The sequence below is a fragment of the Sphingobacterium hotanense genome, assembly GCF_008274825.1.
In the GTDB taxonomy this organism is placed as follows: Bacteria; Bacteroidota; Bacteroidia; order Sphingobacteriales; family Sphingobacteriaceae; genus Sphingobacterium; species Sphingobacterium hotanense.
In genome coordinates, this window is the sequence record NZ_CP030848.1 from 1809727 (window position 1) to 1832580 (window position 22854).

The 22854-nt window shown below is 41.7% G+C and carries 13 protein-coding genes and 1 other RNA gene; 9 read left to right on the forward strand and 5 right to left on the reverse strand.

Features of this window, described 5'->3' with window-relative positions; all coding sequences use genetic code 11:
- Nucleotides 1-115: 115 nt before the first annotated feature.
- A complete protein-coding gene (locus tag DSM08_RS07415; RefSeq protein WP_149525566.1) occupies nt 116-529 on the forward strand; it encodes a hypothetical protein in 414 nt (137 codons plus the stop codon).
- A gap of 212 nt (nt 530-741) precedes the next feature.
- On the opposite strand, the gene ssrA is transcribed toward DSM08_RS07415, so the two are convergent.
- Nucleotides 742-1109, reverse strand: a transfer-messenger RNA (tmRNA) gene (ssrA, locus tag DSM08_RS07420).
- Nucleotides 1110-1361: 252 nt separating this feature from the next.
- Between ssrA and DSM08_RS19025 the strand changes: the two genes are divergently transcribed.
- Nucleotides 1362-2366, forward strand: a complete 1005-nt coding sequence (locus tag DSM08_RS19025) for a hypothetical protein (RefSeq protein ID WP_187774007.1) — start codon at nt 1362-1364, stop codon at nt 2364-2366.
- A gap of 59 nt (nt 2367-2425) precedes the next feature.
- Here DSM08_RS19025 and hisD read toward each other — a convergent pair whose 3' ends face one another.
- The 3 genes from hisD to DSM08_RS07445 all read right to left on the reverse strand — a co-directional run bounded on the left by hisD (nt 2426) and on the right by DSM08_RS07445 (nt 7882).
- Entirely contained in the window at nt 2426-3715 is a 1290-nt protein-coding gene (hisD, locus tag DSM08_RS07435) for a histidinol dehydrogenase (protein WP_149525567.1), read from the reverse strand.
- Nucleotide 3716: 1 nt separating this feature from the next.
- Nucleotides 3717-4568 carry an ATP phosphoribosyltransferase gene (gene hisG, locus DSM08_RS07440; protein ID WP_149525568.1) on the reverse strand — a complete coding sequence of 284 codons (852 nt, stop codon included), beginning with the start codon at nt 4566-4568 and terminating at the stop codon, nt 3717-3719.
- Between the two features lie 743 nt (nt 4569-5311).
- Nucleotides 5312-7882, reverse strand: coding sequence for a DUF5686 and carboxypeptidase-like regulatory domain-containing protein (locus DSM08_RS07445; protein ID WP_149525569.1), 2571 nt, complete (start codon nt 7880-7882; stop codon nt 5312-5314).
- Nucleotides 7883-8272: 390 nt separating this feature from the next.
- Between DSM08_RS07445 and pckA the strand changes: the two genes are divergently transcribed.
- From pckA to DSM08_RS07460, 3 genes are all read left to right on the forward strand, one after another.
- Complete coding sequence (pckA, locus tag DSM08_RS07450) at nt 8273-9835, forward strand: phosphoenolpyruvate carboxykinase (ATP) (protein ID WP_149525570.1); 1563 nt, start codon at nt 8273-8275, stop codon at nt 9833-9835.
- Between the two features lie 18 nt (nt 9836-9853).
- Entirely contained in the window at nt 9854-10882 is a 1029-nt protein-coding gene (fbp, locus tag DSM08_RS07455; protein ID WP_149525571.1) for a class 1 fructose-bisphosphatase, read from the forward strand.
- 434 nt (nt 10883-11316) lie between these two features.
- Nucleotides 11317-12171: a DUF6265 family protein gene (locus tag DSM08_RS07460; protein ID WP_149525572.1), complete on the forward strand. Its 855-nt coding sequence runs from the start codon at nt 11317-11319 to the stop codon at nt 12169-12171.
- 146 nt (nt 12172-12317) lie between these two features.
- Here the strand turns inward: DSM08_RS07460 and DSM08_RS07465 are convergent, their stop codons facing one another.
- Complete coding sequence (locus DSM08_RS07465) at nt 12318-14477, reverse strand: S46 family peptidase (RefSeq protein WP_149527672.1); 2160 nt, start codon at nt 14475-14477, stop codon at nt 12318-12320.
- A gap of 101 nt (nt 14478-14578) precedes the next feature.
- On the opposite strand from DSM08_RS07465, the gene DSM08_RS07470 reads away from it, so the two are divergent.
- The 4 genes from DSM08_RS07470 to DSM08_RS07485 all read left to right on the forward strand — a co-directional run bounded on the left by DSM08_RS07470 (nt 14579) and on the right by DSM08_RS07485 (nt 22606).
- Nucleotides 14579-16369 (forward strand): chloride channel protein, encoded by a 1791-nt coding sequence (locus tag DSM08_RS07470; protein WP_149525573.1) that lies wholly within the window; start codon nt 14579-14581, stop codon nt 16367-16369.
- Nucleotides 16370-16742: 373 nt separating this feature from the next.
- Nucleotides 16743-17906, forward strand: a complete 1164-nt coding sequence (locus DSM08_RS07475) for an efflux RND transporter periplasmic adaptor subunit (protein ID WP_246172520.1) — start codon at nt 16743-16745, stop codon at nt 17904-17906.
- A gap of 78 nt (nt 17907-17984) precedes the next feature.
- Nucleotides 17985-21140, forward strand: a complete 3156-nt coding sequence (locus DSM08_RS07480; protein WP_149525575.1) for an efflux RND transporter permease subunit — start codon at nt 17985-17987, stop codon at nt 21138-21140.
- Complete coding sequence (locus DSM08_RS07485; RefSeq protein ID WP_149525576.1) at nt 21140-22606, forward strand: efflux transporter outer membrane subunit; 1467 nt, start codon at nt 21140-21142, stop codon at nt 22604-22606. The genes DSM08_RS07480 and DSM08_RS07485 overlap by 1 nt, the downstream gene beginning before the upstream one ends.
- Nucleotides 22607-22854: the final 248 nt, after the last annotated feature.

A 22854-nucleotide genomic window follows, 5' to 3' on the forward strand; every position in this document is an offset into this window, starting at 1 on the left:
AATAATTCCTACAATATCTTTTGCTCAGTTAAGAGCTGGAGATTTTTATGTCACAGATGAAGGTTGAGTAAATTGGCAGAAGGTATATAAAGATGAAAGCGTCTCATTTGAAGATTTGATTAATACGATAAAAGGGAATCGCGTGTTTTCTGATATCCAAGTATTCGATGATAAGATTACATTTCTTGGGGATGGAATAAAAACTAATCCTTCGGCATTAGGTTTTTCTAGAATGAGTACATCATTCTATGCGCTTGGGGATATAAGAGCTTACTTTACTTTAGATTATAAACAGGGTCGATATAGGATTACAGCTGTTAATATCGCCTCAAAATCTCCTGTAATTCATTTAGGAAATCCAATGTACACGCAAGATCCGGAAACATGGCAATACTTACCAATAGAAGAATCTGTAGGGAATGGCAAAGGATTGAAGAAAGGTTTTATTAGAAAAGAAAGTGTCATAATGGGAAAGGCGATTGAAAAAGAATTTCAAATAATGAAACAAACAACTGATGATGATTGGTAAAAAAATGCTATTTACGGTGCTTGCAGTAATGCAATTTCTGTGATGATGCTCGAAAGATAATGATATTCAGGCTAATTGTGGAGCCGGAGGGATTGTTTCAGTCCCGCAATCCCGCACTCAAACCCTAAACCCCTCGATGTCGAACGCTTACAATCCCCGTCCAACCTCTCTTCCCACAAAAAAAGCCCAACTTTCGTTGAGCTTTTATTTCCTTGTGGAGTCGGAGGGATTCGAACCCTCGTCCAAACATAGTATGATCTACGCTTTCTACATGCTTAGCTTCTCTTTAATTGTCGGGAGAGGGAAGGTGAGTCGCTTACCTATACCGTTCTCCGTAGTTGCTGTTTCTCGTCTTTGATTAGCAACATCACAAAGACCAGTTCTATTGTTCGATGCCCCGGGTGTTAGACCAAAGAACAGGATCTAACGGGACAAATAGCTATGTTAAGTCTAACTTAAGCAGCTAAGGCGTAGTTTTCTTCGCCAGTTATAAAGTTGAAAGTTCAGATTTAAGTGCTAGACTAACAATGCACTGCATGCTTACATAACCATCGCTATCCTGTCAATTCCGGTCGACCCCAGTTATGTATGGGTTACAAATGTAATCATTCTATTTGACCTCTGAAACAAGAAAAAGTTTAATTGTGCACGTCATTGCAAACATTTTTGGTATATTAAGGTTTTTAAAGTGGTAGAAACCAAAAAGATAAGCAACGCTTATTCTTTTTGAAAATTTATGACGCTTTTAAACGAATTAAACGTCTTAATCACCCAAAAAATAAGATTACATAATTATACCATTGGATCACTGAAACGCAAATTATTAAAGAATATGGCAGAACCAACAAATGCTAATAATCCATCGACCCCAGCTGTTGATGATAAAAAAGAAACGACTACTGCAGCTAAACCTGCTACTAAATCGGTAGCAAAACCTGCAACCGCTGCTAAAAAGCCTGCAGCACCAAAAGCTACTACTACAGCAGCGAAACCTGCAGCAAATAAAACGGCTGCTGCAAAGCCAGCAACAACTGCAAATGCTGCAAAACCAGCAGCTAGTACAGCGAAAGCAGCAAGTTCAACTACGGCTAAACCTGCGGTTAAGTCGACAGATGCTGCTTCAAAACCAGCAGCGAAAACAGCAACGGCTACTAAGCCTGCTGCAAAACCGGCTGGGGCCGCAGCAAAACCTGCAGCGGCAAATGCAGCGAGTACGCCTGCAAAAGCGCCTGCTACTAAAGCGGCCGGAAGCACGACAGCTGCTAAGCCAAAGGCAGCACCTGCGAAGCCAGTAACTTCAGGAAACCAAGCGACCAAGACAACGGCAGCATCGAAAGCAACCCCTTCCTCCACAACCGCTAAAAAGGCGGCAGCACCAAAGACTGACGGCGATGGTCTAGGGGCTAAGACACCCGCACCAAAAGCAGCATCGGCAAAACCTGCAACTACAGAGAGCAAGCTCGAAACAAAAACCGTAGAGAAGGCACCAGCGGCGCAAGAAGCTAAGTTGGAGAAAGAAGCTTCCTACAAAGAAAAAGCTCCTGTAAAAGAAGTTAAAGTTAAAAAAGACGATAAGAAGAAAGCGAAGGCTGCTAAAGCTGTAAAAGAGGATAAAAAGGCGAACGATAAAAAAGTCGAGAAGGTTAAGAAAGACAGCAAGGATAAGAAAAAAGCAAAAGTTTCGGCAAAGAAAGTGAAAAAAGTAAAAGAGGAGAAGCTGAAAAAGCAAGATAAGAAACAAGCTAAATCTTTCGGTAAACTAAAGAAAGCTATCTCTGAAATCTATAATAAGATTGTTGGAGATGATAAGAAAAAAGGTAAGAAGAAAAAGAAATAAGAAACCTGCATTTCTTAATATAAAAAAAGGAGTCACAGTTTGCTGCGACTCCTTTTTCTTTATGCTTTCTTTCGAATGCTTACCGCATTTTTATGCGCTTGTAAGCCTTCTAATTCCGCCAATATTTCGACTGTCGACCCGATCTGTTCTAGGCCTTGCTCGGTGATGTGCTGAAAAGTTATCTTCTTGACAAACGAGTCTACAGACACTCCAGAATAGGAGCGTGCATAGCCTGATGTGGGCAAAGTATGATTCGTTCCGGATGCATAGTCACCCGCGCTCTCTGGTGTCAAATGTCCTAAAAATACCGATCCCGCATTTTGGACCTTATTAACCAAAGATTTCCACTGATCCGATTCGATAATCAAGTGTTCCGGAGCATAGGCATTCGAGAAGTTCATACAACTGATCAAATCATCACATACGACTATGTAGGAATTATCCAGCGCCCTTGCTGCCAGCTCCTTTCTCGGAAGGATAGCCAACTGCTTGCTAAGTTCCTCGTTCACTTGTGCTGCAATCGATGTTGAGCTCGTTGCTAACACCGCCTGACTATCAATGCCATGTTCCGCTTGTGCTAATAAGTCCGCCGCGATATAAGCCGGATTCGCAGATTCATCCGCAATAACCAATACTTCAGAAGGACCCGCCGGCATATCAATAGCCACATCGGTAATTCCTTGAATAAGGCTCTTAGCTTTAGTCACGAACTGGTTTCCGGGTCCAAAAATCTTATTTACCTTCGGGATGCTCTCCGTGCCAAAAGCCATTGCAGCAACCGCCTGCGCACCACCAACTAAATAAACGCGCTCAATACGTAAAAGCTTCAAACAGTATGCTACGAAACCGTTAATCTTGCCGTTATTCTGTGGCGGCGAACAAACCACTATTTCTTTACAGCCGGCAATCCGTGCCGGAATTCCCAACATCAATAGCGTGCTCGGCAAAACCGCGGACCCTCCAGGAATATAAAGCCCCACCTTCTCGATGGGGCGCAATTCGCGCCAACAGCTAACGCCAGGCATCGTCTCTACCGTGCGTTCTCTTTTCGTCTGATAGGAGTGGAACTTATGGATATTCTGAAACGCGATTTCCAATGCGCGCATCTGGTCGCGGGAAATTCCCATCGCCAATTCTTCAATATCAGAAGCGTCTAAATATAATTTTTCTAATTCAACCTTATCAAACTGTGCAGCATAGGATTTCAATGCGGCATCGCCATGTGTCCTTACCTCATTGATGATCCCAGACACAGTATCTTGGATAGCGTTATTCGGGTCCGTGTTTCTATTGGTAAGTTCTTGGATCTTTGCTTGATCAAGCTGATTATATGAATAAGTCTTTAGCATATTACATTATGATTTTTTCTATCGGCATCACCACGATTCCCTGTGCGCCGGCAGCTTTCAATTTATTGATTTTCTCCCAAAAATCATCCTCCGAAATAACCGTGTGTACAGCAACCCAACCTTCTTCCGCCAAGGGAACAACTGTAGGACTCTTAACACCGTGCAATAGTTCGGTAATCTGCTCTAAATTTTTCTTTTCCACATTCAAAACCACATATTTGGTCTCTTTCGCACGCAATACCGATTGAACACGTTGCAGCAGTTCACAAATAATAGGATTCTCTTCAATGCCATCTCTTGCAATCAGGATCGCTTCTGAAGAACGAACATCGGCAAATGGCTTCAAGCCATTGCTTTTTAGAGTTCCACCCGTAGAAACTATATCACAAATAGCATCGCTCAAACCCAATCCAGGCGCAATCTCTACCGAACCAGATATCTCTTGAATATCTGCCTTGATCTTGAAATCGTTAAGAAATTGTTGAAGGATGTTAGGGTAGGAGGTTGCGATTGATTTGCCGTTTAGGTCTTCAAGGCGTTCGATCGGAGAGTCTTTGGCGATAGCTAATTTTAAAGTACACTTCCCGAAGCCCAAGCGTTGCAGATATTGAACTTTAGACTGCGTTTCGTCGATCACATTTTCACCGACTATACCTAAATCGGCAATACCTTGTTCTACATATCCTGGGATATCATCGTCGCGAAGGAATAAGATTTCAAGGTTAAAGTTAGATACAGTGGTGATGAGAGAGCTTTTATAGTTTTCGAAATCTAGTCCACAGTTTTTTAATAGTTGTACAGATTTCTCATTTAATCTACCCGATTTCTGGATAGCAATTTTCAGATTTTTCAAAATGTCGGTTTTTGTAAGTAAAGAATTAATAATAAAATACGATCCGGGGGGAATGTTGCCTCGCGTAGAGCCAATACTAATATCTATCGCCACAATGGCGATGATGGATACTGTAATGGTATGTGCGAGTGATCTTCATATTATTAATGAAACAAATGTAATGTATCAGCCTTTTTTATGCAAACTTTTTTAATATTTTTTATCCTTTTTATGAAATTAGATATGAAACAGACATTAGATATCAGATATTAGACATCAGACCCGATCCTGCTTATCCTTTGTATCCTTCCTTTCCTGGTTCAGAACAGACATTAGATATCAGATAACAGACATCAGACCCGATCCTGCCCATCCTTGTATCCTTCCTTTCCTGGTTCAGAACAGACATTAGATATCAGATATTAGACATCAGACCCGATCCTGCTTATCCTTGTATCCTTCCTCCCTGGTTCAGAACAGACATTAGATATCAGATAACAGACATCAGACCCGATCCGGCCCATCCTTGTATCCTTCCTTTCCTAGTTCAGACAATGGTCTAAAATCTAATGTCTAATATCTAATGTCTAATATATCAACTACAAGTATAACCCCTTTCACTCCCAATTCAAACCCAATACAAACCCCTATCATAACCCTTTCCGAGCGGGTATGATAGGTGTTTGTAATAGTTGTAAAAGGCTTGTGATCTTTCGTTGGTCGCTCGTAGCGTACAACTGTATTGCTAATAGTGACTAACTTACCTAGAAATCAAACTTAATTCTGGCGCGGACACCCCATTCTGGAGCATCAGGATTATCTAAGTAATTCAGGCGTTTTACTAAATCGACGCGTAATATTTTAAAGATGTTCGATACACCTGCGCTTGCTTCCATATACGGCTCGCTACCAAAGGTAAAGCTAGATTGCTCGCCCTTACCGTTTGTTTGCCATGCGAAAACCTCATTGTTGAGTGAAGGATTGTTGCTATCTCTTAAGCCTCCATATACACCCTTGAAGCTAAATACTTCGCGAAGTTTTAATTTCTTTAATAATGGAATTTTATTGAAAATAAAACCATTCATATAATACTGTACGTTGATGCTCGCATGATGATCCGATACAAATTCCATGAAGTTCATCAAGTTGTAGGATTGCAACTGGTAGGCATACGTTTGGTTGGCACGATGAATATTTAAGAATAGATAGGGAATATTGCTCCCGAAGGTGTAAGATCCATCCAAATTAACGTCAGCATACCCAAACTGCGACAAATAAAACCTTTTAAAGATATCGGCAGATAGCGAATGATAGTTGTAGTCTCCGCCAAATAAACCTTTAACGCCAGCTGTGTAATTCAGATGGAAGATCGGATATTTGTTAAATAGGGGCGTACGGTATAGTTTTCCCTGATAATACTCTTCCTTAGGTGCGTAACGTACCCCTACATTGAATTCGGTAGATTGAAGGTGTGGCAAATTGTTGAAGCTGCCGTCTGCTTGTGGTAAACGATAGGATAGTACTCCTGCTGGGGTTTGTTTCCACCGTCCCAAGCCTGCGGTCACGGAAAAGTTATTGCTAAATTCTACCTTATAGTCAACCCGATACTCCTCATTATAAAGGTAACTTTGATTTTCGCCTCGCTTAAATGATAACAAAACATTGTCTTCTTGAATAAATTCTAATTTTTGGCCAGGGATTTTCGTGTCGTATGACGCCGAAACACGGATATAATGCTGCGGGAAATTATAAATCGACTTGTTGTTCAAAGAGTAAGTTCCTGCTAGAAAATACTTCCATTTCTGATCGTCGAAGCCATAGGCCGTATATCCCTCAAGATAGAACCTTTTGCTTAATCGATCTGTCGTACGACCACCGACGCGCAATCTAAACCCTTCTACTGGATTATAAGAATAAAAAGTATTAACAGGGCCGATTTCTACCGGTCCGGCCTGCTTGTAACCCGATAATAAAAGGGCGCTGATGTCCATAAAGGTGCGGAACGATGGCATTTGTTGTAGGCTATCGATATTATGGTAGATCAAGCTCTCCGATTTGCTCAACGGTTCCGGTCTTAACGTCGCCCAATAGCTTTCCGGTTCGGCCTCGATTTCTTCCTCTTTCTTAACAACATATACGTCAGGAACTAAGTAGGTGCTGTCTGGACGTTGTACGCCTTGTTGGTAATCATTGATCAACACTACGCGTTTTCCTTTTATTCCCTTTCCTTTGCCTGTAATCGCGAAGTCAATGCCCAAGCTGGATTTGCTTAGGTAGAACTTATTATTGTGATCTTTGTCAAAGGCTAATTCTATGTCAAGATCGCGCACAAAGTTTAAGTTGATATCGTCGGCAACGGTCATTGCAGCACGTTGTACGGCATAGTTACCATCCAATGTGATGTAGAGTTTACCTGTAAATAATAAATCGTTTTTATTCCTAGGAAAGAAGCTCAGCTCCACCAAGTTGGGCTGCGCTGTTTTGATCGTGTCGGTAATATAGAAACGATAGAAGGTAGGCGCGCTATTAGCAATCGGGCTCAAAAACTGGTTGGTCAAGATCTCGATGTTATTATCGTAGATTTCGACTTCATCATATAAACGGTTGAAATACTTGCTCAAACCGTCATTGTCTACAAATTTGGGGTCAAACTGTGCCTTCTTCTCCGCCATCACGTATTGCTTTTTCGCGTTTGGATCTTTCCGGTAATATACCTTCGAGAATTTTTCCTCCATATATGCGGGCAATACATAGTTGCCATTGACACTGGCCGTGTCATCTTCTTGAAATAGGAATTGATACTTTTTGAATACCTTTTTGTTTTTAAATTTCGCATCCAAATTGCTTAGACCTAAGCTTATCTTCTCATATTGGTTGAATTCGGCAAAAGACTGACCAGTCAATCGGTTTTGATCACGATGTTCTACAACCTTCCGGATCAGCTCAACGGCAGGATTATTCTTATTCGAATATTTTCCCCTGCGAGGGCGCTTGATGACGACCTCTTCAATTTTATTAGAAGGGAATAGGAATATTTTCGCATTTCCGGCATTATCCCTTGTCACTACAAATTCCTCCGCGTCGAATCCTACAGAACTAATGCGCAGCTTGCTCAAATTGCTCGGAAGGCTAAGCGTAAAAGTACCGTTAGCGGTTGATGATGCGCCCGACTCTTTGCTGGTTCCGATAATGCTGATCGATGCATAGGGAATTGCTTCGTAAGTTTCCGCGTTCATCACTCTACCTTTTACAGTGACTGTCTGCTGTCCCCACGCAGCCGAAATTCCAAAGAATGTAAACAGGACGAATAGGATGCCTTGTATATGTGATTTCATAATGCTTACTTTTTGACTTTTGTATCCTTTTGTTCAAAAAGTTATGCAAATAACAGCTTTATTCTTTAGATAAAAAAGAGGCATTTCTTCGTTTTGACGATTTTATGATATTTCCAGCCAAAATTTCCATGTTATGACATACAAATTGCTGTGTCAGTTAAACGCTACACGTATTTTATCCGTTTGAGTTAACCTATATTGTCTGATTTAAAAAATATTCAAATGCTAAAGGTTAATTCTTTTTTTAGCTAAAAACTTGTGACAATTTTTTTAAATTATAATATATTGAAATACAGTGTTTTAAAATTGTGTATTTCATACAATATGCTAAATTTTCTTTTTTAGTTGCTAAAAATATATCTAGCTTTGTCGCAAAATAAAGCCTATATAATGACAAACGTAATCAGTATTCAATTAGAGGCTCTTGGCATTCGACCAGAAGAGCCAATCTATGTCCAGCTCCCGGTTCCCGAACTAGTGGAACACGCTGTAAAACAAAATCAAGGAACTCTTACGGATAGTGGTGCATTAAGTTTCGCCACCGGAAAATTTACGGGGCGCTCACCAGAGTCCCGTTTTATCGTTAAAGACGAGTTTACTTTCGATCAAGTTAATTGGGGTAAAGTAAACAAAGCGATGACTGTAGAGCTGTTCGATCAACTTCAAGATCGGGTTAGCCGCTATTTATCGCAGATTCCGCTGTATATCCGTTCGGTACAAGCTTGCAACCATAAAGCTTATGCGCAGCAGGTCCTTGTGGTTTGTGAACGTCCCGTTCAAAGCCATTTTGTCGATAACATGTTTATCGAAACAGATATTCAGAAGCAAGAACGCATAGATTGGTCGGTTTTAGTGGCTTCAGATTTACAATTGGAGGATTATGAAGAGCTTGGCTTGCCGACATCTCACTGCGTTGCAGTAGATTTAACGCGCCAGGTAATCCTGATCATCGGTACAGCATATACCGGCGAGATTAAAAAAGGTGTGTTCAGTGCTTTGAATTACTTATTACCATTGAAACACAATGTGCTTACCATGCACTGTTCTGCAAACGTTGGTAAGGATAATGACACTGCTCTATTCTTTGGCCTGTCGGGTACTGGTAAAACGACGCTTTCTTCAGATGAGGGGCGTTACTTAATCGGCGATGATGAGCATGGCTGGGCAGACAACGAAATCTTTAACTTCGAAGGTGGCTGTTATGCAAAAGGTATTGGCCTGACGCATCAACATGAGCCGCAGATTTTCAACGCGATCAAATTTGGCGCATTGATTGAAAATGCGAAATTCAAACCAGGTACTCGCGAGATTGATTATAATGATATCAGCATCACCGAGAACTTACGCGTTTCTTATCCTTTGGAATTTATTGAGAATACAAGCGACAAGAACTGCTGTAATGCACCAAAGCATATTTTCTTTTTAAGTGCAGATGCATTCGGCGTGTTGCCTCCAATTTCCAAGCTGACGCCAGAGCAGGCGATGTTTTACTTCATCAACGGCTATACCGCGAAAGTGGCAGGTACGGAAATGGGCGTAAAAACACCGACGGCAACTTTTTCAGCATGCTTTGGAGCAGCATTTTTACCCTTACATCCGATGCGCTATGCAGAGATGTTGAAACAACGATTAGAAAATCATCAAGATATTCAGGTTTGGTTGGTAAACACCGGCTGGGTAGCGGGGCCATATGGAGTTGGGCGTAGAATCCAATTGGCTTATACCCGTCAGTTAATCCGCAGCGCGATGGAGAATGTCATCGGCGAGGCTGGTTATGAGGTGCACCCAATCTTTGATCTTCAAATGCCTAGGGAATGTCCGGGCGTCCCTTCGGAGCTGTTAAATCCGAAACGTGTATGGGCAAATCAAGAGGGATATGTCGAAATGGCTGAGAAGCTAAAGGGCATGTTTGAAGAAAATTATGTACAGTATGTCAAATTAGAGGAAGCTTAATCGAAAAAAGCGGATAGAATAATGAGTATACAAACATTAGAACAGTTTATTATTGAGCAACAAGCTCAATTTCCAACCGCAAAAGGTGAATTTACCCGTTTGTTGCAGGCAATTTCCCTGGCGGCAAAGATTGTTCATCGCGAAGTGAATAAGGCTGGATTAGCCGATATTCTAGGGAAACAAGGCAATTGCAATGTGCAGGGCGAGGAACAACAAAAGCTTGATGTTTTTGCTGACAACCATTTTATGGATGCGCTTAAACGTGGTGGCGAATGTTGTTATCTAGCTTCAGAAGAGCATGAAGATGGTATCGACTTAACACAGACCAAACGTTATCGTGTAGGAAAATACATGGTCTACTTCGACCCCTTGGATGGTTCTTCCAACATTGACTCGAATGTCTCTGTCGGTACGATTTTCTCCATCTACAAGCGCAAAAGTGCTGAAGGAGAGGTGCAAGCGATAGACTTCGCGCAAACTGGCCGCGAGCAGGTAGCTGCTGGCTATGTGATCTACGGCTCGTCGACCGTATTGGTTTATACCACTGGAAAGGGAGTCGATGGCTTTACCCTAGATCCGTCTATTGGTGAATTCTGCCTGTCACATCCTGGTTTGACCATCCCAAAAGACGGTCGTGTGTACTCTGTAAACGAGAGCAATTACAATCAGTTCTCTTCCGCAATTAAGCATTACTTACAATTTTGCAAGGAAATAGATCCAAAGACAAGTAGACCGTATTCATCGCGTTATATCGGTTCTCTAGTGGCTGATTTCCATCGCAACATGATACAAGGCGGGATATTTCTTTATCCAAGCACCGTACAATATCCGAACGGAAAACTACGCTTAATGTATGAATGTAATCCTTTAGCCTTCATCGCCGAACAAGCTGGAGGAAAGGCATCTACAGGCGTTGCACCCATCATGGATATCGAACCTAAAGAACTACACCAAAGAACACCATTGATCATCGGTAGTGAAAAGATGGTCGAAATGGTAGAAAAGTACATCCACGAATATGCAGACGTGGAGCCAACTTTGGTATAGCTTTTTTTAGTAGTTAGTATTTAGTATTAAGTAATTAGACCTATGTCGTCATTTCTAGTTTATAAAAACTGGAAATGATGATAGTAGGTCTAATTTTTTTTGTCCTGTTAAGGGAAAGGATATGGGGTACAATAGCGGGGAACTTGCTTTAGAATAGGAATATGAGCTGTTTTGAACCAAGAAAGGAAGGATTTTAAAGATGAGCAGGATCTTGTTAATCCTTGAATCCTTTTTTTCCTGGTTCAAGACAACCTTCCCTTCTTGTTTAAACCAAAAGTTCAGACTTAATATAAATCCAAATCATCCCTTTCCAAGTCTAAAAGGCGGACATAGGTCTAAACTCTAACATCTGACATTTAATATCTAACCCCAAATACCAGCCCTAGGTCTTAATACTAACTACTAAATACTAACTACTATCCTTATATTTGACTATGAAACACCTATTCACCCTCCTCAGTTTGCTGGCAATACAAGGCTTGTATGCACAGCAAAACATATCCTCATTCTTTTCTGGAACATGGAAAGTAGAGGGCAAAGAATTGTATGAACATTGGGATAGGCTTTCTGATGATCATCTGAAAGGCTTTTCATATGGGTTCTCAGAAGGTAAGGGGATCTCAACAATCGAATATATCGACCTGAAGGCAACAAATGGAAAACTCATTTTCGAGGCGAATGTAATCGGTCAGAATGATGGGAAAGCAATACAGTTCGAAGGCAGCAGCGGTAAAGATTATTATATTTTTTTAAACCCTGAACATGATTTTCCTAAGAAGATTTTATATAAGAAATTTAGTGAGGATACCATGCACGTCGCAATTGGAGCAGGAGGGAAGGAGTACACTTTTAATATGATTCGTCAAGTAACTACGGGCAATCATACATCAACCGCCATTGTAGATACAACTTATGATGAAGCTTTAGCACAGAAATTAAACGCCGACGAGCGTGGGATGAAATCCTATTTCTTTGTGGTCCTGAAGACTGGAACTAATCAAACCAAAGATAAGAACCTAATCAATGAAAGCTTTACAGGACACATGGCAAACATAAATCGCCTTGTAAATGAAGATAAATTAATTGTTGCAGGTCCGTTCGGAAAGAATCAGGATAATTACCGCGGACTATTTATTTTCCATAATGTCGCCAATGAATCAGAATTAGCGATTATCCTGAAGACAGATCCGGCTATTAAAAATAGTCTATTGGATTTTAAGATTTACCCTTGGTGCGGATCGGCAGCACTGCCTATGTATCTGCCTTTTTCAAAGAAAATAAGTCGATAATTTTTGTAGTAGATAGTATTTAGTAGTTAGTATTAAGACCTATAGCGTCCTTATCAAACATCTAAGATAATATAGACATTAGATAAAGGTCCTTCTGCTTGCGCATCAAAGTCTAATATCTAATGTCTTATATCTAATCTCTACTACTAAATTCCCATTTCTTTTAAGATAAACTGTGCATTATCGATCTTATCAGCGATCCATAATACATAGCGGATATCGACACCGATGGAGCGGCTGTAGCTTTCGTTCCATGCGAAGTCGTTGATGGTTGCGTCGTAGGCACGGTCGAAGTTAACCCCGATTAATTCACCATGTGCATTCATGATTGGCGATCCGGAGTTTCCACCGGTAGTATCCATATTGTATAGGATATTTACAGGCACATCGTTGATTTCTTTTTTGAAATAGTTGCCGAAGTTCTTGTCTAACCAGTTTTGCTTAATAGCTTGTGGATAAGCAAATTCAGGAGCACCTGAGTTGCCTTTCTCGATTAGCCCTCGTACCGTGGTGAATGGCTCCATGTACGTAGCATCAACTGGGCTATATCCTTTGATATTTCCGAAAGTCAAGCGAAGCGTAGAGTTCGCATCCGGGATAAAGTTCTTCGATTGGAATTGCTCTTTAACCGCTACATAATCTGCCATCAGTTTATTCAAATTTCCTTCACGACGTTTCTGCTCATCGCGGAATGGAGCAGTCTCCTTGTACAAGTCATCTTGGAATTTCAACAATTCGTCATTGTAGGCCATCAGTGTTGATGCATTCTTCAATACAGTGCTTACAAAATTGTCCATGTTGTTCATCGCAGACTTGTCAATTGCTGATTGAATATAGTTAGCAGCGTCCTGTTGCGATTTAAAGTTTCTTGCCTGTACAAACGCAATACTGTTTGCTCCGTTCAATTGGTATGCTTGCTCAAACATATGTCCGCCTATAGTTTTATCAACCGCTAAGTTGTAACCTTCGTATAGAGGAGCTAATTGTTTCTTAAACTGATCTATGTTGACTTTAAAGAGTTCTTCGCGTTTCGCAGTTGAAAGCTCTTTTCCTAACGCCTCTTTAAATGAGTTCACCAAGCTAGAAACTTGTAATAAACGGATTCCAGAATAGATATTGTTATACCATAGTTCTTTCTCCGCATCCGCAAATACGATATCGTAATGCTGATCGATATCCGACATCAGCGTACCGTACTTCTGTTTTAACTCCGGCTTGCTATTGATGAAGTCTAACAAAGCTTTATCTTCCGCTTCTTTGGTATTGATAAGGTCGATGTTTCTTAAGCCTTTCAATTTACCACGGTAGTTTTTCATTACGTTCGCGTTGCGTTTTATACGTGTTGCTAAGGCTAGTTCCGTTGCTTTATCATCCTTACCAGCAAGAAGCATTTGTTGATTCTGATAATCGTAGAGTTCTGAAGTATATGGTAATAAGAACTTCTGTTGGTATTCAATATATTGCGCAGGGCGATGACGGAACGTACGTCCTGGATAACCTAGGATAAATACGAAGTCGTTTTCATTAACTCCCTTAGGATTTACTTTTAAGTGTTTCTTTGGAGTGTAAGGAACATTATCTTTTGAATATTTTGCAGATTTACCATCCGGCGCAACATACGCTCTCAAGAAGGAGAAATCCCCTGTATGTCTTGGCCATACCCAGTTGTCCGTTTCGCCTCCGAATTCCCCAATATCCTGACGTGGGATATATACTAAACGAACATCCTCAATAGTCTTGTATTTGAAAAGGACGTAGCTCTTTCCTATAAACATTTCAGAAACCTCAGCTTTAATCGTAGGGTCATCAGCTTCTGCAGCTTTCGCCAACTCTACACGCTTTTTATTGATTAAGTCAATACGCTGGATAGGATCCGTGATATTAGCAACAGCATCAAGAACTTGTTTTGATACATCTTCGTAAGAGTCTGTAATACGTATAGTTAGTCCTTTCGCTTCTATCTCTTGCTCGTGCGAATTTGCGACAAAGCCGTTCTGCAAATAGTTATGCTCTGGTGTTGATGCTAATTGAACCGCAGAGAAGGCACAGTGATGGTTGGTGATGATTAATCCTGTTCTAGAGACGAAAGATCCCGTACAGCCACTAACCTGCACAAGGGCGTCCACCAAACCAATCTGTCCCGGATTGTAAATATCTTTTTCACTAATCTTTAGACCCGCTTTTTTCAATCCCGCACGGCTCAATTCACTAAGAGGGAACATCCCTTCATCAGGAATGGTTGCCGAGAAGTTGAATGTTCCGAGCGCTAGCGCCGAGAGCAAGACTCCCGTCTTTAACATATTCATCATAATCATTGTATTTGTTTCAGTCCAAAAATACAAAATGTTTTTGTGAGGGTTGAATCATTTTAGGTATCTGAGAAAGTGTTTCTATATTTGCATATAATATGAGAGAGCGCTTGCTAAAAAGACTAGAGTATATCAATCAATGGCGGATGAAGAAGATTTCCAATCGGAACTTCTTGGTAGTGTTAGCTTTTGTGGTGGGTATAGTTGGCGGATTAGCGGCTGCATTGTTGAAAGGAATGACTCATTTTATTGCATCCTCCTTACAGGATGATGTGGAATGGCATTATAAATACTCACTCTATCTAATATTTCCGTTAATAGGTATTTTCTTAAGTGTACTCTTCGTACGGAAATTCTTACGAGGCAAGAAACTAGAACACGGTATCACGCCGATTATCTATTCTATCTCCCGAAAATCTAGCCGGATTGATTTTCACAACATCTATTCGCAGATTGTCACGAGTGCTTTAACTGTAGGATTTGGTGGGTCATCAGGATTGGAGGCGCCGATTGCTTACTCTGGGTCGGCAATTGGATCCAACATCGGGCGTTTCTTTGGCTTGAGCTATAAGGAGATCACGATGTTGCTAGCCTGCGGTGCTGCAGCCGGTATTTCCGGTGCATTCAATAGCCCGGTCGCTGGGATGATCTTTGCAATCGAAATTCTCCTTCCGGAATTTTCTATCCCTGCGTTCATCCCTTTATTGATTTCAGCTGCGCTAGCATCAGTGATTTCCAAACTCTTATATAGCGAGCCTCTTTTCCATACAGCAACCACAGGTTGGGAAGTAGACGCCTTATTCTTTTACTTGTTATTAGCTGTTATTATAGGCGTTTATACCGTCTATTTTTCGAAGATATCCCAATGGGTGAAGGATTGGTTCGCCAGTATTAAAAATCCTTATAATAAAGTCTGGATAAGCGGTGTATCGCTTGGGATTTTAATCTTTATCTTCCCGGCGCTTTATGGTGAAGGATACATCACCATCCAACAGATATTGGATGGCCGTTTTGATGCTATTGTAAAGAATAGCTTATTCGCCGATTATAAAGATATGGCCTGGGTAGTCATCTGCTATACCGTGCTGACTCTATTTGCCAAGTCTATTGCTTCGCTATTTACCATCAATGGCGGTGGTAATGGTGGTGTATTCGGACCTAGTCTTGTGATGGGTGGATTAATCGGTTTCGCATTCGCATTCGGCATGAATCAGCTCGGCGTTGTACAGTTGAACGTCCCTAACTTTGTGATGGCAGGGATGGCTGGCGCCTTAGCAGGCGTAATGCATGCCCCTTTAACAGGAATATTCTTGATTGCAGAGATCACCGGTGGATACACCCTCATGGTGCCCCTGATGTTGGTTGCGTCTATATCCTATTTTATCAACAGAGCGGTGATGAAGCACTCCATCTACACTAAAGTATTAGCGGAATCGGGCGACTTGCTGTCTTATGAGGATAAGGATCGTACGGTGCTTAGTATGATGAAATTACGCTATGTCTTGGAGACTAACTTTGTTGTACTAAAACCAGAAGAGACGCCCTTAGACCGCCAATCTGATATTATCCATTCTAAACGTAATATCTTTCCAATCGTAGATGATTCAGGAAAGCTTTTAGGTATTATCTATAGCGAGCGCCTATTCTCCATACTACTTGCTGAGCAGGAAGGCAAGGACAAGAACTTCGCTGTCTTAGCCCAGAAACCCAATGATATTATCCTAGAAAACGAGAATATGGAAGTCGTGATGACGAAAATGAATCGTGATGATGTATGGATACTGCCGGTCGTAAATAAAGACGACCAATATCTAGGTTTTGTATCGAAGTCTTCCGTATTCAATAAGTATAGAGGGCTTCTCGTTCGTCAAGGAATGTATTTGGAGTAACAAGATTAACCAACAACCTTTAATCTAGCTTAGCAATTGCTTTTTGTATTGAAGCCTTCCCTTAATAGGCCTCTGAACTTTACGCTACATCGTCCCATACCTTGTACACAATCGTATTCAAGCGACTGTTTATTACTCCTTTGAACAAATAAGCTACTTTTTCCAACTATTTAACGCTATCGTTTGTCTAAGGTATTAGATGCATTGAAAACCAGTGTTTTAACACGAATACAATCTATTAATCCCAATTTCTTAACTATAAAATAATATGTTAACAAATGTTAAACGGTACAATAATTGTTAAATAGTACGTTAATAAGAGGGGAGTGTAATAAAAATATTACGAAGGAAGAATTAAACATATACAATTACTGTGAAGAAACTAAATTTATCATTTTTAAAAGGAACGCTCGTATTGTTCAGTTCATTAAGTATCTTATCAAGCTGTTCAGAGAGCAAATCAAAAGAAAAAGAATCCAACAAAGCATTAGCATTACCAGTTTACACGGTATCCCGCGACAATGCGGTTACTGTGAAAGATTATCTGGGTACTATCGAAGGTAAGGTGAATGTCGATGTCCGTCCGCAAGTGGAAGGGCTATTGCAGGAAATCTATGTCGATGAGGGTGCCTTTGTGCAAAAAGGGCAGAAGCTATTCAAGATAGACCCATCGTTTTATCAAGAGGATTTAAATAATTCTGTAGCGAGTCAACAGGTCGCTCGTGCGAAGCTAAAAAACGCGCAGTTAGAAGTAGATCGTTTGAAGCCATTGGTAGATAACGAGGTTATCTCCGAAGTTCGTTTAGCATCGGCACAGGCAGATTATCAAGTTGCTAAAGCTACATTAGATCAAGCAAACGCAGAAGTCCGCTCCGCGCAGTTATCTAAAGACTTCACTGTTGTTACAGCGCCGGTTAGTGGATATATCGGACGTATTCCGAAACGTATCGGTAACTTAGTGTCAAAGGGCGATAAAGAGCCTTTAACCTACCTTTCTGATGTTCAAGAAATCTACGTTTATTTCGCGATGAACGAATCTGATTTCCTCTACTTTTCCAAAGCGCAGGCGAGGAAGGATAGTATCGAAGGACGCAAATACGATAAACTCAAAAAACTAACTTTCCCGGATGTTACGCTAGTACTCGCCGACGGAGAGGACTATAAATACAAAGGCACAGTTGACGCTGTGAATGGACAAGTCGATCGTACTACGGGGGCTATTTCATTACGTGCATCCTTTGCTAACCCAGACAACATCCTGCGTTCAGGAAGTACAGGTACCTTAAAAATCTCAGAAGTTAAGGACCATGTAATCCAGATTCCACAGGTCGCAACAAGCGAGCTGCAGGACAAGACCTTTGTTTTTGTTGTAGACAAGAACAATACGGCTCAGCGTCGCAATATCAAAGTTGCCGGTAAGAGTAAGGATAACTACATTGTGTCAGAGGGATTGCAAGAAGGTGACCGTGTTATTTTAAGTGGTTTTGATAAGCTAACAGACGGTTCAGCCATTATCCCAATCGAACAAAAGAAGTAAGAATACTCAAGACTTATACAAGCTATTTCTACCGCTCGCCAGAGCGGTAGGATAGTATCGTCTATCTAAATATTTTATATGTTAAAGACATTCGTAAATCGACCCGTCCTGGCTACGGTTGTATCTATCATATTAGTTATTCTCGGATTAGTGGGGATGAAATTGCTACCTGTGACGCGATTTCCTGAAATTGCGCCGCCTTCAGTAGTGGTATCGTTGAGTTATCCGGGCGCGACTGCAGAAACGGTCGCAAAGAGTGTACTCTTACCCATCGAAGAAGCCATCAATGGGGTAGAGAACATGACCTATATACGCTCTACAGCATCCAACTCCGGTTCCGGTAATGTGACGGTTTATTTTAAAACAGGAACTAACCCTGATGTAGCCTCAGTAAACGTCCAAACGCGTATTTCTAAGGCCATCAGTTCTATTCCAGCCGAAGTAAATGAAGCTGGTATCACCACGATGCCGAGGCAGAGTGGGGTTATCATGACGATCAACCTATTCTCTGATCATCGCGATAGCATCTATGATGAGACCTTTTTGCAGGCATACGCACAGATCAACTTGATGCGCCCCTTACTTCGTGTGGATGGAGTCGCTCAAGTATCCCGCCTGGGAGCGCGTGACTACGCCATGCGTCTATGGTTAAATCCCGAGAAGCTTGCACTTTATAATTTAGTGCCAAAAGACGTGACTGATGCGATCAAAGATCAAAACTTTGAAATTGCACCAGGTAAGTTCGGGGAGACCTCCGATGAAGCCTTCGAAACAGTGATCAAACATAAGGGGCGTTTCACACAGCCTGAAGAGTTCCAAAACGTCGTCATCAAAACCAATAAAGATGGTTCGGTATTATACCTCAAAGATGTCGCTCGTGTTGAGTTCGGCGCGACCAACCTAAACTCGGACAACAAAGTCGATGGGCATCCCGGCTTAACGTTGAACTTAACGCAGACCAGTGGATCCAACGCCCATGATATCGATGTGGAAGTCCGTAAAGTTCTGGAAGAACAAGCAAAAACATTCCCTAAGGGTATCAATTACGAGATTACCTATTCCGTGCGCGATCAGATTGATGAGTCTATCTCGCAAGTGAAGCACACCCTATTTGAGGCGTTTATTCTCGTATTTATCATTGTATTTATCTTCTTGCAGGATTTTCGCTCGACCTTGATCCCGGCGATCGCTATTCCGGTTTCCTTGGTGGGTACATTCTTCTTCTTGGGGCTTTTCGGATTCTCGCTGAATGTATTGACGATGTTTGCCTTGGTGCTCGCGATTGGTATTGTGGTCGATGACGCAATCGTCGTCGTCGAGGCCATCCACCAGAAGATGCACCATACCGGTTTAAAAGCCAAGGCCGCGACCTTATCGACCATGTCGGAAATTACATCAGCAATCCTATCCATTACGATGGTGATGGCGGCAGTATTCTTGCCGGTAGGATTTATGGAAGGACCAGCCGGTATTTTCTACAGACAATTCGCCTATACCTTGGCTACGGCTATTTTAATCTCGGCATTGAACGCCCTAACTTTAAGTCCGGCTTTATGTGCCTTGCTATTAAAACCTGCGCAAGATGAACTGGAAGAAGAAAAAGACAAAAATAAGTTTGAAAAATATAAAGGACGTTTCTTTAAAGCCTTCAATACAGCATTTGACAATTTCACGAATAAATACATTGGTGGCGTCAAATACCTGATCAAAAAGAAGAATGTCGCTTGGGCGGGATTAGCATTAATCACGGCAATTGGCGTATTCGCTATGTATAAGTCGCCTAAAGCCTTTATCCCTACAGAGGATGATGGATTTATCACTTACAACTTGGCAATGCCTCCAGGGGCTTCATTATCGCGTACCACGGAAGTGTTAAGGATGGCAGATAGCATTTTGAAGAAGCACGAAGATATTGCCGGGATGACCACGGTATCGGGTTATAATGCTTTGGATGCAAGTTCCAGTCCGGCATTTGCTGCGGGATATATCAACTTGGTTCCACATGCCGAACGTAAGAAAATCAAGAATATCACAGCCTTCATGGATACCATCCGTCAGGATCTATCCCAATTGCACGAGGCCAAGTTTACCGTATTCCCACGTCCAACGGTTCAGGGTTTCGGAGACTTTGCCGGTATTGAAATGGTCTTGCAGGATCGCTTGGGAGGAGATATTCGTGACTTTAACGTAGTTGCCGATACATTTATCAGTGAATTGAACCAACTACCCGAAGTGGGAAATGCCTATACCTCGTTCAAATCAAACTTCCCACAATATGAAGTTAATATCGATGTGGTGAAAGCAAAAGCCTTGGGTGTCAGTATCAACAGCTTAATGTCTACCATTCGTTCGTACTTCGCAAGGGTACAAGCATCCGACTTCAGTCGATTCGGTAGACAATATCGTGTCTATGTTCAGTCAGACTTTGATTTCCGTAAAGATCCCGAGTCCTTTAACTCAATTTTCGTGCGTAACGATCAAGGCAAGATGGTGCCCATCAATACGATACTTACTTTGGAGAAAATTGTAGGACCAGAGACTATTACCCGATATAACCTGTATAATGCCATCACCGTCAATGCTGAGCCTGCGGAAGGCTACAGTACAGGGGATGCAATGGCTGCCATTGAAAAATATGCGGAAGAAAAGCTGCCAGGAAACTACGGTTATGAGTGGACAGGGATGAGTTTTGAGGAGAGCCAATCCGGCTCGCAGACCGTTCTCATCTTTGCTTTGAGTATCCTATTCGTTTATTTCTTGCTGGCGGCGCAGTACGAAAGCTATATTTTGCCATGGGCGGTATTGCTTTCTGTCCCGGTTGGATTGATCGGTGTATATGGAACAATCGCGTTAGTAGGATTACAAAATAATATTTATGTACAAGTTGGTTTAATCATGTTGATTGGTCTCTTGGCAAAGAATGCTATCCTTATTGTGGAGTTTGCTGTTCAAGAACGGCAGAAGGGAATGAGCATTGTCGATGCAGCGATCAACGGAGCAAAATTGCGTCTACGTCCAATCCTAATGACCTCGCTAGCCTTTGTGGCAGGTTTGGTTCCTTTAATGTGGACGGTAGGACCATCAGCAATCGGTAACCATTCCATCAGTTTCAGTGCTGCAGGAGGGATGCTGTTCGGAGTAACGTTCGGTATTTTCATTATACCAATGCTATTTGTTGTGTTCAAATCGCTGGATGAACTAGTACGTAGTAAAATAAAAACAGAGGAAGAATAATGAAGAAGATATCAATAACAAAACTAAGCTTGGCCTGCTTATTTGCTGCGGTCGTCTTTATACAAAGCTGTAAAGTCGGGCAGAAATATAGCCAGCCTGAGCTCAATTTGCCCGATCAATATCGCGGGGATACATTAGCCTATTTTGGCGACACGACAAGTATAAGCAAAACGACTTGGAAGCAGTTCTTCCATGATCCAACCTTAAAGAGCCTGATTGACTCGGCATTGAGCAATAACTTCGATATGAAAACTGCTTTGTTGAATATCGAAATCGCTAATAAGGATCTTCGTAGAAATAAGCTAGACTATTTGCCCCAAGTTGATATGACCATTGCCGGAGCGAATAAGCAATGGCGCTCCAAAGAGTTCGGATCAGGACCATCTTCAAAATGGTATGAGCGACACGGAACGAAGGCGTCGGAGAATATGTTTACTTATTTATCTCAGTTTGGAACAGAGATCGGTTTTAATTGGGAGATCGATATCTGGGGAAAGATCGCAAACTCGAAAGATCAGTTGCTAGCGCAATACCTGAATACGCGCGAAGCGAAAAACGCAATCCAAACGCAGATCGTCAGCGATGTTGCCAAAGGCTATTTCAATCTGCTGATGCTTGACGCAAAGATCGAAGTTGCGAAACGAAACGTGCAGTTGAACGACAGCACCCTGCAGATGATCAAGCTTCAATACGAGGCCGGAGAGATCACCTCACTTGCGATACAACAGACGGAGTCGCAACGCTTGATCGCTGCCTCTTTGATCCCCGAACTGGAAAGAGAGATTATACTTCAAGAAAATGCATTACGCGTTTTGACAGGGCAGATGCCCGATTCCATCCAGCGCGGAACAAGTTTCGAACACCTGTTTGCGGAGAACAAGGATATTTCTCTTGGATCTCCATTAGAGATTATCCGTAATAGACCTGACATTCGCACGGCCGAATATGATTTGATTGCCGCCAATGCCGCAGCTAATATTCAACAAGCGATGCGCTATCCATCATTAACCCTAGGCGGTAACTTAGGGGTGAATGCGATGTTGCCAAAAAATTGGTTTTCCATTCCAGGAGCATTGTTAGGAGGGATCACAGGTGAATTGACAGCACCGATCTTTAAAAACAAAACCTTAAAGACAAATTGGGAAGTCGCAAAAATCGAACGTGAGAAATCAGAGCTTGCCTTACAACAAACCGTTGTCGAAGCCGTATCGGAAGTTTCCGGAGCCGTAATTACCGTAGATAAATTGCGTGAGCAATTGGAATTTGCGAGATTACGTGTCGAAAACTCCGCAAAAGCCGTTAGAAATGCGAATCTACTGTTCCGCAGTGGATATGCGACTTATTTAGAGGTTATCACCGCACAAGGAAACGCCTTGAACTCCGATCTAGCCCTGGTAGAACTACGACAAGAACACCTGGAATCCTATGTTGATCTTTATCGTGCGCTCGGGGGCGGATGGAGATAATTTAATTGTGAAAATCACGTTTTAAAGATATATAACCACAAAGAATCTTCACAGTATCGGAACCGATACACTTCCTCTATCTTTACCTCGCTAAATGGGGTGAAGATAACTTAAAAGCAAGCTGTCCAAAAAAGGGCAGCTTCTTTTGTTAGATGTGAGAAGTTAGATGTTAGATTTTAGAACTGTGCATTTGTGTTATGATTTTCTGAACTAGGAAAGGGAATTTTTTTGAACCAGGAAAGGAAAGA